Genomic DNA, 15,485 nt, shown 5'->3' with positions numbered 1-15,485 from the left:
CCGTCAGGCGCCGCGGCCGGTGGATCGAAGCGCGCTCACGCTTTACAGCCGTCGCGACTCAAGTTTTGGCTCGTACGTGCCGGGTGCAACTGCGTGATGCCCGGCACGCAATCGATTGCACAACATCAATCGGCCGAAAGGAAGGCACGATGTCCTTGTCCGAGGGTGACTTCGCCCCCGATTTCGACCTGCCCGCCTCTGCAGGAGGCCGAGTCGCGCTGTCCGCGCTCAAAGGTCACAAAGTCGTGCTCTACTTCTACCCGAAGGACGACACGAGCGGCTGCACCCTGGAGGCGCAGGATTTCAACGGTCTCCTGCCGGCCTTCGCGGAGGCCGGCGCGCGGATCGTCGGCGTCTCGCCCGACCCGGTGAAGAGTCACGACAAGTTCTGCGGCAAGTACGGGCTGACTTTCCCGCTCGCCTCCGACGAGGACAAGGGCGTCCTCCAGGCCTACGGTGTCTGGGTCGAGAAGAGCATGTACGGCCGCAAGTACATGGGCGTGGAGCGCACCACCGTGCTGGTCGACCGCGAGGGGCGCATCGCGAAGCTCTGGCCGAAGGTGAAGGTGCCGGGTCATGCCGAGGCGGTGCTGGAGGCCGCCCGGGCGCTTCCCTGAGGGCCGCGAAGGGATCCGGGTCGAGGGGCTCGACGGATCCTTAACCTTACTGAGGGTTGAATGACGGCTCCTGCGGGGCCGTCCGGATGCACCCTCCGAAGATCCTCATACCGCTCGCCCAGCGCCGGGCTGCACCCTGGCTCGCCGCCGGCCTGACCCTCGCCCTGCTCTGGGCCCTTGGCGCCTCCTACGTGATCGTGTTCCACGACGACGTGCTCGCCGGGTTCGTGGCCCGGCAGGGCGCGATGCGGGACGCCTACGAGGCCCGCATCGCGGAGCTTCAGGACCTGATCGACCGCGACCGGCGCGACCGGGCTGGCTCCGAATCGGGCCTGGCGGACCGGGTCTCGGCGGCGCTGGAGCGCCAGGCGGAGCTTGAGCGGCGCACGGCGGCCCTGGCCGGTCTCGACCGGCAGAGCCCGGCCGATCCGGCGGTCACCGGCACGCTGCCGTCGCGCTCCGATGAGGTTGGGATCGCGCCCGATGACGGGCTCCTGCTGCGGCCGTCCGAGGAGGCCGTGCCGTCGCGACCTGCCCGTCGCCCCCTGCCCCGCCGGAGCGCGCGCGATGCCGAGACCGGACTGGTCCGCTTGGAGGCGCGCCTCGAAGGTTTGCAGGCGGCTCAGGGTGAGCGCCTCGCCCGCCTGGCCGTCCGGATCGGCGACGAGGTCCGGCGCCTGCGCGGCACGATCGGTCGTACCGGGCTCGATCTCGGGCGTTTCGACGCCCCGACGCCGGCCGCCGGCATCGGCGGCCCGCTGGTCCCGCTCGACGCCCAGGCGCTGGACGGCGCCGGGTTCGAGGCCGGCCTCGCTCTGGCCCGACGGGCGCTCGGCGACGGCGAGCGCCTGCGCCGGCTCGCCGCCGCGCTGCCCCTGGCCCGGCCGATCCGGGGCGAGGCACCGGTGTCGAGCCCGTTCGGCACGCGTCTCGATCCATTCACCCGCGGACTTGCCCTGCATACCGGCCTCGACCTGAAGGCGGAGTACGGCGAGCCCGCCCGCGCCACCGCCGCGGGCCGGGTGACCACCGCGGAGGCCGCGGGAGGCTACGGCAACATGGTCGAGATCGACCACGGTCACGGCCTGGCCACCCGGTTCGGCCATCTCGCCCGCATCGCCGTGCGTCCGGGCCAGCGTGTCGCGGCCGGCGACGTGATCGGCTTCGTCGGCTCGACCGGGCGGTCCACGGGGTCGCATCTGCATTACGAGACCCGCGTCGACGGCGAACCGGTCGACCCGCAGCGCTTCCTGGAGGCTGGCGCCACGCTGGCGACGGCGCAGCTCGGGGCTGATTGAGCCCGTCGCCGCAATCCTTGGCCCGTGCTAACCTTCGAGTCGCGATCGGAGGCCGCCATGGCATTGGCCGTGAAGCGCGACGCGCGCATGAGCGTCGCCGAGTATAGGCGCTGGCTGGAGCCGCGCCCGGACGGGGAGCGTTGGGAGCTGCTCGACGGCGAGCCGGTGCTCATGGCGCCGCCGTGGGAGCGGCATCAGCGGATCGTCATGAATTTGGCGGGACGTCTCGATTCCCTGGCAGAGCCGCGGGGCTGCCGGGCCATGCCGGGCCTCGCGATCCTCACCGCGGCGATGGATGATTTCGCCCCGGTTCCCGACGTGGTGGTCCGGTGCGGGGCGCCCCTGCCGGACGGCTATGCGGAGGATCCGCTCCTCGTCGCCGAGGTGCTGTCGCCGTCGACCATGAGCCTGGACCGCGGCCGCAAGATCGATTTCTACCGGACCGTGCCGAGCCTCGCGGCGCTGCTGATCGTCTATTCCGACGAGGCTCGGGTCGAGGTCTGGCGGCGCGCGGACGCGGACTGGACCGTGGCGGCGCTGGGGCTCGATGACGCCGTGATGCTCCCGGAGCTTGATGGCGCCGTGCCGGTGCGCGACATCTATCGCGGTCTCACCTTCTGAGCCGCATCCGATCTCAACGGCCGGCTTGACCGGCCCGGCAGAGCATCAAGGCAACGACTTGCCCCATTTCGAAGATTTCTACGCCGCCAAGCTGCGCGGCTCCCTCGGCGTGACGGACGCGGACTCGGTGCTCGACCTGCGCGGCGCCAACCGGGCGACCGCGGAGGCGTCCCTCAAAGACATGCTGGAGCGCAGCCGCTTCGCCAAGGGCAAGACCGTGGCGATCCGCCTGGACCCGCCGCCCGAGGGCGGCGGCGAGACCCTGTTCCAGCCGGCCGGGCGCCTGCTCCTCGACGCCAAGCGCCGCGGGCTGATCGAGCGCCTGCAGACCCTGCCGGCCCAGGACGGTCTCGGGTTCTACGTGGCGCTGTCCGGCCGGACCGAGCGGACGCCGCTGTAGCGGGACGGGATCAAGGCACTGGCAACGGATCGGGTCCGAGCCGCCGGGCGTTGATCGGTCCCGCATGTCCGGATCCCGCCGATGCCGACCCTCGCTCCTCTCCCCGTCCGGGTTCGCCGATGACGCCGCTTCCCGGTGGCCGCAACACGATCGAGCGCATCGCCCGGCTCGGCTACGGTGCGCGCGGGGCCGTCTACGTCGTGGTGGGCGCCCTGGCGCTGCTCGCGGCCGTCGGGCAGGGCGGCCGGGCCGGCGACAGCAAGGATGCGTTGCGCGCCGTGCTGGCCGGACCGTTCGGCGCGGTGGTGGTCGGGCTGATCGCGCTGGGGCTCCTGGGCTTCGCGGTCTGGCGCCTGGTCGAGGCCGTCACCGATGCGGACCGGCGCGGCACCTCGGCCAAGGGCTTGGCCGTCCGCGGGGCGCACCTGATCAGTGCCGGGCTCTATCTGGCACTCGCCGCCAGTGCGGCCTCGCTCAGCCTCGGCCTCGGGATGAGCGGCGGCGACGGCATGCACGATTGGACCGCCTGGCTCTTGGCTAAGCCCTTCGGCCGCTGGCTCGTGGCCCTCGGCGGCCTCGCGGTGGTCGGCGGCGGGTTCGGCTTCCTGGGCAAGGCGTGGCGGGGCGACGTCACCGACCGGCTCGCCCTCGACGCCCGGGCGCGCGAGCGCTGGGCCGGCCCGATCGGCCGCTTCGGTTACGCGGCGCGGGGCCTGGCCTTCCTGATCATCGGCGGCTTTCTCGTCGCGGCGGCCTGGCATCAGCGCTCCTCGGACGCCAAGGGGTTGACCGAGGCCTTCGCGCTGCTGCGCGCCCAGCCCTACGGCTGGATCCTGCTCGGGCTCGTCGCGGCGGGCCACGCGGCGTTCGGAGCCTTCGGGTTGATCCAGGCGCGCTACCGGCACATCGACGCCCCGGACATCGACAGGGTGGACGATGCGGCGGGCGCCGCGGTCCGTGCGCTGACCTGAGGTCCGCAGCGGCGCAGCGCCGGGCCGGCTTCCCGCCGCGTTGACAGGGCCGGTGCCGCGGCGGATACCCCGCGGCATCCCGATCCGGCACCCGATGCAGCAGCGCTTCTACAAGACTGCGGTGATGGTGGCCCACGACCTCGCGGCGACCGCTGCGGCCGTGGTGCTCACCTTCCTGTTCCGCTTCCAGGGCGGCATGCTCGCCGAGCGCCTGCACGCCCTGCCCTACCTACTGCCGCCGTTCTTGGTCTTCGCGGGCCTCGTCTACGGCCGCTTCCGGCTCTACCGGACCAAATGGCGCTTCGCGTCCCTGCAGGATCTCGCCGGGATCGTGCGCGCGGCCAGCGTGCTGGCCCTGGCGCTGCTGGTGACCGACTGGGTGCTGGTCTCGTCCGACCTCTACGGGTTCTATTTCTTCGGCAAGATCGCGATCCTGCTCTACTGGGTGCTGCAGATCTTCTTCCTGGGCGGCGCGCGGCTCGCCTTCCGCTACCTCAAGGACACGCGGTCCCGGCAGTCGAGCGCCCGGGCCGCCACGGTCCCGACGCTGCTGCTCGGACGCGGGGCCGATATTGACGTGCTGATCCGGGCGATCGAGGCCGGTTCGGTAAAGAAGCTGGCGCCGCGGGGCATCCTCTCGCCCCGGGCGGACGAGCGCGGTCAGTTCATGCGCGGCGTGCCGGTCCTCGGCGGCTTCCCGGATCTCGAGCAGGTGGTGGCCGATCTCGCCGCCCGCGGTGAGCCGGTGCGGCGGCTGGTGGCCGCCCCGAGCGCCCTCGCCCCGGAGGCTGCGCCCGACGACCTCCTCGTCCGGGCCCGCCGTCTCGGCCTGCCGCTCGCCCGCGTGGCCGGCCTCGGCGAAGGCGTGCAGGGGCCGCAGCTGGCGCCGCTGGAGATCGAGGATCTGCTGCTGCGTCCGACCGTGGCCATCGACCGGACGCGTCTCGAGGCGTTCCTGACCGGCCGCCGCGTGGTGGTCACGGGCGGCGGCGGCTCGATCGGCTCCGAGATCTGCCTGCGGGCTGTGGCCTTCGGGGCCGCCGCGGTGCTGGTTCTCGACTCGTCCGAGCCGGCACTCCACGGCATCCTCAGCCACCCCGCGATCCTGGCCGCGGAGGCCGAGGTGACGGGCGTCCTCGCCGACATCCGCGACCGGGAGCGGACGCATCAGGTGATCGCGGATTTCCGGCCGGATTACGTGCTCCACGCCGCCGCGCTCAAGCAGGTCCCCTACTTGGAGCGGGACTGGCAGGAGGGGATCAAGACCAACGTGTTCGGCTCGATCAACGTCGCCGAGGCCGCGGTCGCGGCGGGCGCGCGGGCCCTGGTGATGATCTCCACCGACAAGGCGATCGAGCCGGTCTCGCAGCTCGGCGTCACCAAGCGCTTCGCCGAGATGGTCGCCCAGGCCCTCGACGCCGAGCAATCCGTCCGGCCGGAACACCGCACCCGGCTGATCGCCGTGCGGTTCGGCAACGTCCTCGGCTCCGCCGGCTCGGTGGTGCCGGTGTTCAAGGCGCAGATCGCCCGCGGTGGCCCGGTCACCGTCACCCATCCGGATATGGTCCGCTACTTCATGACCGTGCGCGAGGCCTGCGACCTCGTTCTCACGGCCGCCTCCCACGCCGACGGCGAGGCGCGCGCCGCTGCGGATTCGGCGCGCGCCGCGGTCTACGTGCTCAAGATGGGCCAGCCCGTGCGGATCGCGGATCTGGCCGAGCGCATGATCCGGCTTGCCGGATTCGAGCCCGGCGCGGAGATCGAGATCGCCTATACCGGGGCGCGGCCGGGTGAGCGGCTCAACGAGATCCTGTTCGCCCGCGAGGAGCCGCGCGTCACGCTGCCGGGGATCGACGGGGTGATGGCGGCGCGGCCGGTCTTCGCCGACAAGGCGCGCCTTGATACCTGGGTCGCGCAGCTGCGCGGAGCCGTGACGGCAGGCGACCGGGCGGCTGCGGACTCCGTGTTCGAGGCGGCGGTGCCGCATTTCCGCGAGCGCAAGGCCCAGCGGGCCGGGCCGATCCCGGCGACCAGCGATGGAATAACCGAGGAGGCGCCGCTTGCCGGCGCGACTCCGGCCATCGGCTGACGCATCCGGCTTTCGGAAACGGAGCGGCCTGTCGGATCCTTTCCGCGGGGATCGCCTCGGCCTCACCGTCTTTACGAGCGGAGCGAAGCAATTCAGGGCCGCGCCAGAATAACAGGGGCCGCGCCGCCCGGGGTTGCTCCGCTTCGCTTGTGATCACGCGGAGCGGGTCCGTCACCCGAGGGCTTCAGCCGGAAACCGTGCCGTCCTGCCCGGAGCGTTCAACCGCCCGCCCGCGCGAGCCGCGCCAGCCCGTCCCGGGTCGCGCAGGCCGGATGCCAGCCGAGCGCCGCGAGGCCGTCGGCGCGGGCCACCAACCCTTCGGCGATGCGGGCAAACTGCGCCTCCCGCCCCGTCATCCGGCAGGCCAGCTTGAGGAGGCCGGCCGGGACCGGGACGAGACCCGCGCCGCGGCCGAGGCCCGCGCGGAGCGCAGCGATCATCTCGGGCAGGCTGAGCGGATCCGGGTCGGCCGCGACGAGGGCTCGGTTCAGCGGCCGCGGCGCCCGCAGAACCGTCTCCACGGCCCCCGACAGGCTGTCCAGGGAGATCAGCGAGCGCCGCGCCGCGAGGCCGCCCAGCGGCAAGGGATAGGGGCTGCGCGCCAGCTGCAGGAGCGCGGCCATGTTGCCCTTCACGCCCACGCCGTAGACGAGGACCGGGCGCAGGGCGACCCAGTCGAGCCCGGTCTCGGCGAGCGCCCGCTCGGCCTCGAGCTTGGAGCGGCCATAGGCGTCGGTGGGCTCCGCGGGGTCGCCCTCCCCGACCAGGCCCGGTGCGCTCGCCCCGACCTGGGCGCGGATCGAGGACAGGAAGACGAAGCGGCGCACCTTGGCGCGGGCCGCCGCCTCGGCGAGCTTGCGCGTCGCCTCGGTGTTGAGCGTGCGGTAATCGTCCTCGGGGGCACCCGACATGGCGTGGGCGAGGCCGGCCGAGTGCACCACCGCGTCGACGCCGCTGAGTGCCGCCGCCATGTTGATCGGGCGCGTCAGGTCACCGACCATCGCGCTCGCCGCCCCCTCGGGCAGGGCCGTCGGCCGGCGCAGCAGGACCCGGACCCGGTAGCCGCGGGCCGTGAGATCGGCGAGCAGATGGCGGCCGATGAACCCGGTTGCCCCGGTGAGCGCGATGAGTCCGGTCAAGGCTGAACGGCACTTTCGGCTGGGGCCGGCGCCGGGGCGCGGGCGAAGCGGCGGAGCAGGACCGCAACCAGGACGAGCCCGGCCGCGAGCGCCGCGAGGGTGACCGGCCAGGACGGCCAAAGCAAGGTCGCGGCGGCCAGCGCCGACAGGGCGAGGTTCACGCCGAAGACGCGCGCCACGATGCCCGGAACGCGCAGGCCGTTCACGGTGGCCCGCTGATAATAGTGCCCGCGATGCGCCTCCCAGACCCGCTCGCCCCGGCCGGCCCGGGCGATCAGCGTCAGGCTGGCATCGGCAAGGTAGGTGAGCGGCAGCAGCAGGGCGGCCGCGAGGCCGCCGGCCACGGCCAGCTGCCAGAGCAGCCAGGCGGTGACGAGCCCGATCGGCAGCGACCCGACATCGCCGAGGAAGAGCCGCGCGACCGGCCGGTTGAACGGCGCGAAGCCGAGCACCGCCCCCAGCAGGCTGGCCGCCACCAGGGCGGCCAGCGGCGGCAGGGGCCCGGCGAGCCCGAGCAGCAGAAGAGTCGCGGTGACCGGGACGAACTCGGCCACCGTCATCCAGTCGAGCCCGTCCATGAAGTTCGTCAGATTCACGAACCACAGGCCGGCGAGAAGCGTGAGGCCGCGCTCGAGCCAGAGGGGAGCTTCGGGCAGGAGCCGCCCGTCGAGGTGCCAGACCAGCAGGCCGACCGTCGCCGCCTGCACGGCGAGCCGGAACGCGGCCGGCAGCGGGCGGATGTCGTCGACCGCACCCAGGACCGCCAGCGCGAGCGCGCAGCCGGCGAGCCAGATCCAGTCCGGCCGGCCGCCGATCTCGGGGGCCGCGATGAACAGACCCGAGATCGTGACCAGAGCCGTGACGACCGCGATGCCGCCGCCCTGCGGAGTCGGAACCGTATGGCTGGAGCGGGCATTCGGCCGCGCCAGAGCGTAGCGCTTCAGGAGCGGGAACAGGCGCAGGATCAGCCCGGCCGAGAGGGCTGCGGCCAGCGGGACGGCGAGAAGCAGGAGCGTGGGCAGCGCGGACGGCATGGGGCCGTCCTACGCGATCCCGGGCGTGACCGTGAGGGGGCGGCTCACGCCGCCCGCACCGTGGCGAGGAAGCGCCCGACCTCGGCGGTGAGGTGCTCGGACTGGCGCGACATCTCGGAGGCCGCGCCGAGCACCTGGGCGGCGGACGCGCCGGTCTCCTCGGCGGCCTGGGCGAGGCTTGCGATGGTGCCGGTGACCGCGCCGGTCCCGGCCGCCGCCTCGGCGACGTTGCGGACGATCTCCTGCGTGGCCGCGCCCTGCTGCTCCACCGCGGCGGCGATCGAGGCCGCCACACCGTCGATCTCGCGGATGCGCCGCCCGATCCCGTCGATCGAGGTGGCGGCCTGCCCCGTGGAGGCCTGGATCCGGGTGATCTGACCGGTGATCTCCTCGGTGGCCCGCGCCGTCTGGCCGGCCAGTTCCTTGACCTCGGTGGCGACGACCGCGAAGCCGCGTCCGGCCTCGCCCGCGCGGGCCGCCTCGATGGTGGCGTTGAGGGCCAGGAGGTTGGTCTGGGCCGCGATGGTCGAGATCAGGCCGACCACGTCGCCCACCTTCGCGGCGGCGGCGCTCAGGTCCTGCACCAGCGCCACCGTGTCGGCCGCCTCGGCGACGGCGATCCGCGCCAGCTCCGCCGAGCCGCTGACCTGCCGGCCGATCTCCTGGACCGACGAGCCCAGCTCCTCGGCCGCCGCCGCCACGGTATTGACGTTGGCGGCGGCCTCGTTGGCCGCCGCCGCGACCGTGCCCGACTGGCCGGCCGAATCCGCCGCGCTGCCGGTCAGGGACCGGGCGGTCGCCTCCAGCTCGGTGGCGGCCGCCGAGACGCCGCCGACGATGCCGCCGACCGCCTGCTCGAAGGCGTCGGCCATGGCCCGGGTCGCGGCCCGGCGCTGGGTCTCGGCATCCGCGCGGGCGAGCGCGGTCTCGGCCTCGAGGGCGCGGCTCCGGATCAGGGTGTCGCGGAACACCACCACCGAACCGGCCAGCGCGCCGATCTCGTCCCGGCGGCTCTGGCCCGGGATCTCGGCCTCGGTGTCGCCGGCGGCGAGGCGCTGCGTCGCCGCGGAGATCGCCCGCAGCGGCCGGCTGACGCCGCGCAGCACCATCGCCAGAGCGCCCAAGGCGACGACCAGCGCGAGGCCGGCGAGCGCCAGCATGTTGCGGTTGGCGGCCGCGTAGGTCTCCTCGATCCGAGTGCCGCTCGCCTTCGAGCCGGCGGCGTTCAGGTCGACCAGCCGGTCCCATTCCGAGAGCACGGCGTTGATGCCGGCCGACATCGCCGTGTTGTAGATCCGCAAGCCGCCGGCGACGTCGCCGGACGTGCCCTTGTCGACGGCTTGATTCTGCAGGGCCGTGTAGGCGTCGAGGTTCCGGCGCAGGGTCGCGTAGGTGTCGCGCTCGGCCTGCGTGAGCGGCTCGGCCTCGTAGCGGGTGAACTGCGCGGCGAGCTGGTCGCCACGCTTGGCGATCATGCTCGCAACCTCGGTGCGCAGCTCCGGCGTGTCGGCGGTGATCAGGCGCCCGCCGTTGACCCGCTGGCGCATGATGAGGACGCCGATCCGCCCGAGGGAATCTGTGGTGGGAACACGTACGTCGCGCAGCTCCGCCGCGGTGGCGTTGACGCTGCGCAGTTCGGACAGCGATAGGCCGCTCGTGGCGGCGATCAGGAGAAACAGCGCGGCGAGGCAGAGCCCGAGCTTGGCCGCGATCGAGATACCAGTGCGCATGTCACTTCGCCCTCGGTCCCGAAGGAGGACCGAGGGTGTTATGACCCGGGAACGGTTAAACTTGTTTGAGAGACGTTAGCAGTCGATTCAACTTGAGCGTCGCGGCCCCTCAGTAGACCTGGGCTTCCTCGCGCGCCCTGTCCGACGGGCCGTCCCGGCGATCCAGGCTCTTCTCCATCACCTTGGCCAGCCCGACCATGATCTGATCGATGGCGTAATCCTTCGGCGTGTAGACGGCGCGCACGCCCATGTTCTTCAGGACGAGCTCATCCTCGGGCGAGATGATGCCGCCGACCACAACCGGGATGTGGTCGAGCCCCGCTTCCCGCATCTTGGCCCGGACCTCGCGCACCAGCGGCACGTGGGAGCCGGACAGGATCGACAGGCCGACCACGTGGGCGCCGGTCTCCTTCGCCTTCGCGACGATCTCGGCCGGGGTCTGGCGGATGCCGTCATAGGTGACGTCGAAGCCGACATCCCGGGCGCGGAGTGCGATCTGCTCGGCACCGTTGGAATGCCCGTCGAGGCCAGGCTTGCCGACCACGAGCTTCGGCGTCTCGCCGAGCCGCTCGCCGAGGTCGGCGATCAGCAGCTTGGCCTCCTCGGCCGCGCCGGACGAGATCGTCTCGACGGTGACGCCGGTGGGCGCCCGGTACTCGCCGAACACCGCGCGCAGGCGCGCGCCCCACTCGCCGGTGGTGACGCCGGCCTTCGCGGCCTCGATCGACGGCGGCATGATGTTGGCGCCGGAGCGCGCCGCCTGTTCCAGGGCGTCGAGGGCCTGGCCCACGGCGTTCTCGTCGCGGCGACCGCGCCACTCGCGGATGCGGTTCTGCGCCTCCATCTCGACCGTCTCGGAGACGGAGAAGATCGCCCCCTCCCCGGCGGTCAGCGGCGAGGGCTCGCCCTGCTGCCACTTGTTGACGCCGACGACGATCTGCTCGCCGGCCTCTATCGCCGAGATCCGGCGCGCGTTCGACTCCACCAGCGCGCGCTTGAGCGCCCCGGTCTCGACCGCCGCGACCGCGCCGCCGATGCCGCCGATTCGCTCCAGCTCGGCCCGGGTCTCGACCTTCAGCGCCTCGACCTTGGCCTCGATCACGTGGCTGCCGTCGAAGATGTCGTCGTATTCCAGCAGATCGGTCTCGAAGGCCAGGATCTGCTGCATGCGCATCGACCATTGCTGGTCCCAGGGCCGCGGCAGGCCGAGCGCCTCGTTCCAGGCCGGCAGCTGCACCGCGCGGGCGCGGGCGCGCTTGGACAGCGTCACCGCCAGCATCTCGATCAGGATGCGGTGGACGTTGTTTTCCGGTTGCTGTTCCGTCAGCCCGAGGCTGTTGACCTGCACACCGTATCGAAAAATGCGCTTCTTCGGGTCGTCGATGCCGTAGCGTTCCTGGGCGATCTCGTCCCAGAGCTCGGAGAACGCCCGCATCTTGCAGATCTCGGTGACGAACCGCAGGCCCGCATTCACGAAGAACGAGATCCGGCCGAACACCTCCGGGAAACTCGCGGCGTCGAAGTCCGGATCGTCGCGCACCGTGTCGAGCACCGCGATGGCGATGGCCAGCGCGTAGGACAGCTCTTGGACCGGCGTCGCCCCCGCCTCCTGCAGGTGGTAGGAGCAGACGTTCATCGGGTTCCACTTCGGCACGTTCTTGGTCGTGAACAGGATCACGTCCTTGGTGAGCCGGAGGGACGGCGCGGGCGGGAACACGTAGGTGCCGCGCGACAGGTATTCCTTGATGATGTCGTTCTGGGTCGTGCCCTGGAGCGCGGCGATCGGCGCGCCCTGCTCCTCGGCCACCGCCAGGTAGAGCCCCAGCAGCCACGGGGCCGTGGCGTTGATCGTCATCGAGGTGTTCATCTGGGCGAGCGGGATGTCCTGGAACAGGGTCCGCATGTCGCCGAGATGCGCGATCGAGACTCCGACCTTGCCGACCTCGCCGCGGGACAGCTCGTGGTCGGGGTCGTAGCCGGTCTGGGTCGGCAGATCGAAGGCGACCGACAGGCCGGTCTGGCCCTTGGCGAGGTTTCCGCGATAGAGCTTGTTCGACTCCGCGGCCGTCGAGTGCCCCGCATAGGTGCGGATGATCCAGGGCTTGTCGCGGCTAGACTTGTCGCTCTTGGTCTCCGCGACGCTTGCGGCCATCCCTCGCCTCCGTGTGATCTTTGTATCCGCGCGCGGGGCGCAGCCTTGCGGCCACCGTAGCGAAGGCCGGGCGGCCCGTCATCCGGGACAGAAGTGCAAGAGGGCCTCGCAACGCCCGGCCGGGCTTTAAAAAACTTGTCCGCCGGGACAGCCCGATTTGAGGCGTGTCGCGCGGCCGCATCGCCCACACGGAATTGTCAGCTCTGATACACTTTGCGACGGCTCCAATCGGGAGCCTGCGCGTTGGGCCGCCAGCGATCGCATCGCGCGCAACACGGTTCGCGCCTGCGCCCGCCCGTCCTCAACGACAAGGAGCGACCGCGATGGCCGACCAGAGCCCGCGTCTCACGACCGCGTTCGGCAACCCGATCTCCGACAACCAGAACTCGCTCACCGCCGGCTCCCGCGGGCCGGTGCTGATGCAGGATTACCAACTCATCGAGAAGATGGCCCATTTCAATCGGGAGCGGATCCCGGAGCGGGTGGTGCACGCCAAGGGCTACGGCGCCTACGGGACGTTCCGGCTGACCAAGTCGCTCGCCGCGTACACCCGCGCCAAGGTCCTGACCGAGGTCGGCAAGGACGTGCCGATGGTCGCCCGCTTCTCGACGGTGGGCGGCGAGTCCGGCTCCGCCGACACCGTCCGCGACCCGCGCGGCTTCGCCCTCAAGTTCTACACCGACGAGGGCAACTGGGATCTTGTCGGCAACAACACGCCGATCTTCTTCGTGCGCGACGCGATCAAGTTCTCGGACTTCATCCGCACGCAGAAGCGCGATCCGCGCACGCATCTCAAGCCGCACTGGCGCCGGTGGGATTTCTGGGGCCTGTCGCCGGAGGCGATCCACCAGGTCATGATCCTGTACAGCGATCGCGGCACGCCGAAATCGGCGCGCTTCATGAACGGCTACGGCTCGCACACCTTCTCGCTCTGGAACGAGAAGGGTGAGCGTTCCTGGGTGAAGTTCCACTTTCACACCAAGCAGGGCATCCAGAACCTGTCCGCCGACGAGGCCGACGCGATCGCCGGCACGGACCCGGACTACTCGTCCGCCGACCTGTCCTCGGCGATTGAGGCCGGCGACTTCCCGAAATGGGCGGTGAAGGTCCAGATCATGCCCGAGCTGGACGCCGACACCTACCGCATCAACCCGTTCGACCTGACCAAGGTCTGGCCGCACGGCGACTACCCGCTGATCGAGATCGGCGAGATGGAGCTGAACCGGAACCCGGAGAACTACTTCGCGGAGATCGAGCAATCGGCCTTCGAGCCGTCGAACGTCGTGCCCGGCATCGGCTTCTCGCCGGACAAGATGCTTCAGAACCGCATCCTGTCGTACGCGGACGCCCACCGGTACCGGCTCGGGGTGAATTACCACCAGATCCCGGTGAACCAGGCCCGAAACGCCAGGGTCCAGACCTACCACCGCGACGGCGCGATGCGCACCGACGGCAACCACGGCGCGCAGGTCGATTATCAGCCGAACTCGTTCGGCGGGCCCGTCGAGGATCCGTCCTTCGCCGAGCCGCCGCTCCGGATCCGGGGCGACGCCGCCCGGTACGGCTGGCCCAACGACGACGCGGACCTCTACGGCCAGCCGCGGGACCTGTGGTCGAAGGTGCTCGACGAGGGCGCCCGCCAGCGCTTGGTGAAGAACATCGTCACCTCGATGGGCGACTCGCCGCGTCATATCCAGGAGCGGATGATCGGCCACTGGTATAAAGTCCACCCAGACTTTGGGCGGGGCGTTGCGGAAGGTCTCGGGATCGAGACCGGCAAGGCGGCCGCCGAATAATACTTGGTCGTTCGAAAAGCCGAATTTGAATACGTGGGCGCCGGCCCTGTGCCGGCGCCTTTTTCATGCCGGAAACCATCGGCTTTCGACTTTCGACCCACTTGGAGGCCTCAAGCATCGCCGCTATAGCGCGAGGGAGAACCGCGGCCGTGAGCAACACGCGGGACGAGAGGAGAGCGAGATGGCGGCGAGCGCTGCGATCAGTCCGACGGGCGGAGAGGTCAAGGACCTCTACGAGATGGGTGAAATCCCGCCGCTGGGTCATGTGCCGGCCAAGATGTATGCCTGGGCGATCCGGCGCGAGCGGCACGGACCCCCGGAGCAGTCCCACCAGCTCGAGGTGCTGCCGGTCTGGGAGATCGGCGACGACGAGGTGCTGGTCTACGTCATGGCCGCGGGCGTGAACTACAACGGCGTCTGGGCCGGCCTCGGGGAGCCGATCTCGCCGTTCGACGTCCACAAGGGCGAGTACCATATCGCGGGCTCCGACGCCTCCGGCATCGTCTGGAAGGTCGGCTCCAAGGTGAAGCGCTGGAAGGTCGGCGACGAGGTCATCGTCCACTGCAATCGCGACGACGGCGACGACGAGGAGTGCAACGGCGGCGACCCGATGCTCTCGCCCTCGCAGCGCATCTGGGGCTACGAGACCGGGGACGGCTCCTTCGCGCAGTTCTGCCGGGTGCAGTCCCGCCAGCTGATGACGCGGCCCAAGCACCTCACCTGGGAGGAGGCGGCCTGCTACACGCTGACCCTCGCCACCGCCTACCGCATGCTGTTCGGCCACGCGCCGCACACGGTCAAGCCCGGCCAGAACGTGCTGATCTGGGGCGCCTCCGGCGGCCTCGGCGTGTTCGGCGTGCAGCTCTGCGCGGCCTCCGGCGCCAACGCGATCGCGGTGATCTCGGACGAGTCCAAGCGCGACTACGTCATGAGCCTCGGCGCCAAGGGCGTCATCAACCGCAAGGACTTCGACTGCTGGGGGCAGCTCCCGAAGGTCAACAGCCCCGAGTTCCACGCCTGGACCAAGGAGGCGCGGAAGTTCGGCAAGGCGATCTGGGACATCACCGGCAAGCAGGATGTCGACATCGTGTTCGAGCATCCCGGCGAGGCGACCTTCCCGGTCTCGGCGCTGGTGGTGAAGCGCGGCGGCATGGTGGTGTTCTGTGCCGGCACGACCGGGTTCAACATCACCTTCGACGCCCGCTACGTCTGGATGCGGCAGAAGCGCATCCAGGGTTCGCACTTCGCCCACCTCAAGCAGGCTTCGGCGGCGAACCAGTTCGTGCTCGACCAGCGGATCGACCCGTGCATGAGCGAGGTCTTCCCCTGGGACAAGATCCCCCAGGCCCACACCAAGATGTGGAAGAACCAGCACCCGCCGGGCAACATGGCCTGCCTCGTCAACGCGCCCCGCGCCGGCCTGCGCACGGTCGAGGACGTGATCGAGGCCGGCCCGCTGAAGCGGTAAGGCACCCCGTCGGGCCGGCCCCGCCGCTCTCGCGCGGGGCCGGCCCGATCGGCTAAGCTCCCGGCGTCCCGCGCCGACTCGCTGACCGGTTCGGTGTGCCGGGACGCGCGGATGACGGGCCCACGCGATCCTGACAGGACCCGGCCCCGATCCGAACAGGGGGCACGGAT

General features: G+C 71.1%; 12 protein-coding genes. 8 read left to right on the top strand and 4 right to left on the bottom strand.

Annotated elements, in window-relative coordinates; translation table 11 throughout:
• Nucleotides 1–149 precede the first annotated feature (149 nt).
• The 6 genes from AC3WSN_RS05800 to AC3WSN_RS05775 all read left to right on the top strand — a co-directional run bounded on the left by AC3WSN_RS05800 (nt 150) and on the right by AC3WSN_RS05775 (nt 5,996).
• A complete protein-coding gene (locus AC3WSN_RS05800; RefSeq protein WP_238197166.1) occupies nt 150–617 on the top strand; it encodes a peroxiredoxin in 468 nt (155 codons plus the stop codon).
• A gap of 86 nt (nt 618–703) precedes the next feature.
• Entirely contained in the window at nt 704–1,915 is a 1,212-nt protein-coding gene (locus AC3WSN_RS05795) for a M23 family metallopeptidase (RefSeq protein WP_492536710.1), read from the top strand.
• 57 nt (nt 1,916–1,972) lie between these two features.
• On the top strand, nt 1,973–2,536 hold the full coding sequence (locus AC3WSN_RS05790) for a Uma2 family endonuclease (protein ID WP_492536709.1): 564 nt from the start codon (nt 1,973–1,975) through the stop codon (nt 2,534–2,536).
• Nucleotides 2,537–2,594: 58 nt separating this feature from the next.
• Complete coding sequence (locus tag AC3WSN_RS05785; protein WP_192710051.1) at nt 2,595–2,936, top strand: hypothetical protein; 342 nt, start codon at nt 2,595–2,597, stop codon at nt 2,934–2,936.
• 119 nt (nt 2,937–3,055) lie between these two features.
• The gene (locus AC3WSN_RS05780) at nt 3,056–3,907 is read left to right on the top strand and encodes a DUF1206 domain-containing protein (RefSeq protein WP_492536708.1); all 852 of its coding nucleotides are present in this window, start codon (nt 3,056–3,058) and stop codon (nt 3,905–3,907) included.
• A gap of 94 nt (nt 3,908–4,001) precedes the next feature.
• On the top strand, nt 4,002–5,996 hold the full coding sequence (locus AC3WSN_RS05775) for an SDR family NAD(P)-dependent oxidoreductase (protein ID WP_492536707.1): 1,995 nt from the start codon (nt 4,002–4,004) through the stop codon (nt 5,994–5,996).
• 218 nt (nt 5,997–6,214) lie between these two features.
• On the opposite strand, the gene AC3WSN_RS05770 is transcribed toward AC3WSN_RS05775, so the two are convergent.
• The 4 genes from AC3WSN_RS05770 to AC3WSN_RS05755 form a co-directional block, all read right to left on the bottom strand.
• Nucleotides 6,215–7,135, bottom strand: coding sequence for an NAD-dependent epimerase/dehydratase family protein (locus AC3WSN_RS05770; protein WP_492536706.1), 921 nt, complete (start codon nt 7,133–7,135; stop codon nt 6,215–6,217).
• A complete protein-coding gene (locus AC3WSN_RS05765) occupies nt 7,132–8,169 on the bottom strand; it encodes an MraY family glycosyltransferase (RefSeq protein WP_492536705.1) in 1,038 nt (345 codons plus the stop codon). The genes AC3WSN_RS05770 and AC3WSN_RS05765 overlap by 4 nt, the downstream gene beginning before the upstream one ends.
• 44 nt (nt 8,170–8,213) lie before the next feature.
• Nucleotides 8,214–9,899: a methyl-accepting chemotaxis protein gene (locus AC3WSN_RS05760; protein ID WP_492536704.1), complete on the bottom strand. Its 1,686-nt coding sequence runs from the start codon at nt 9,897–9,899 to the stop codon at nt 8,214–8,216.
• A 109-nt stretch (nt 9,900–10,008) separates the two neighbouring features.
• Entirely contained in the window at nt 10,009–12,051 is a 2,043-nt protein-coding gene (locus AC3WSN_RS05755) for a protein meaA (RefSeq protein ID WP_492536703.1), read from the bottom strand.
• Between the two features lie 323 nt (nt 12,052–12,374).
• On the opposite strand from AC3WSN_RS05755, the gene AC3WSN_RS05750 reads away from it, so the two are divergent.
• Nucleotides 12,375–13,847, top strand: coding sequence for a catalase (locus tag AC3WSN_RS05750; RefSeq protein ID WP_492536702.1), 1,473 nt, complete (start codon nt 12,375–12,377; stop codon nt 13,845–13,847).
• A gap of 181 nt (nt 13,848–14,028) precedes the next feature.
• Nucleotides 14,029–15,315, top strand: coding sequence for a crotonyl-CoA carboxylase/reductase (gene ccrA / locus AC3WSN_RS05745; RefSeq protein ID WP_192710043.1), 1,287 nt, complete (start codon nt 14,029–14,031; stop codon nt 15,313–15,315).
• The last annotated feature ends 170 nt before the right edge of the window (nt 15,316–15,485 follow it).

The organism is Methylobacterium sp. FW102-HT35C08 (assembly GCF_058790235.1).
Note: the sequence above shows the minus strand (reverse complement) of the source record. Positions and strands in the feature narration are given on the sequence as shown.

What these genes read in the sequence shown, in the direction of transcription:
- AC3WSN_RS05800 (WP_238197166.1), top strand. Translation starts at nt 150, where the DNA reads ATGTCCTTGTCCGAGGGTGACTTCGCCCCCGATTTCGACCTGCCCGCC.
- AC3WSN_RS05795 (WP_492536710.1), top strand. Translation starts at nt 704, where the DNA reads ATGCACCCTCCGAAGATCCTCATACCGCTCGCCCAGCGCCGGGCTGCA.
- AC3WSN_RS05790 (WP_492536709.1), top strand. Translation starts at nt 1,973, where the DNA reads ATGGCATTGGCCGTGAAGCGCGACGCGCGCATGAGCGTCGCCGAGTAT.
- AC3WSN_RS05780 (WP_492536708.1), top strand. Translation starts at nt 3,056, where the DNA reads ATGACGCCGCTTCCCGGTGGCCGCAACACGATCGAGCGCATCGCCCGG.
- AC3WSN_RS05775 (WP_492536707.1), top strand. Translation starts at nt 4,002, where the DNA reads ATGCAGCAGCGCTTCTACAAGACTGCGGTGATGGTGGCCCACGACCTC.
- AC3WSN_RS05765 (WP_492536705.1), bottom strand. Translation starts at nt 8,169, where the DNA reads ATGCCGTCCGCGCTGCCCACGCTCCTGCTTCTCGCCGTCCCGCTGGCC.
- AC3WSN_RS05760 (WP_492536704.1), bottom strand. Translation starts at nt 9,899, where the DNA reads ATGCGCACTGGTATCTCGATCGCGGCCAAGCTCGGGCTCTGCCTCGCC.
- AC3WSN_RS05755 (WP_492536703.1), bottom strand. Translation starts at nt 12,051, where the DNA reads ATGGCCGCAAGCGTCGCGGAGACCAAGAGCGACAAGTCTAGCCGCGAC.
- AC3WSN_RS05750 (WP_492536702.1), top strand. Translation starts at nt 12,375, where the DNA reads ATGGCCGACCAGAGCCCGCGTCTCACGACCGCGTTCGGCAACCCGATC.
- ccrA (WP_192710043.1), top strand. Translation starts at nt 14,029, where the DNA reads ATGGCGGCGAGCGCTGCGATCAGTCCGACGGGCGGAGAGGTCAAGGAC.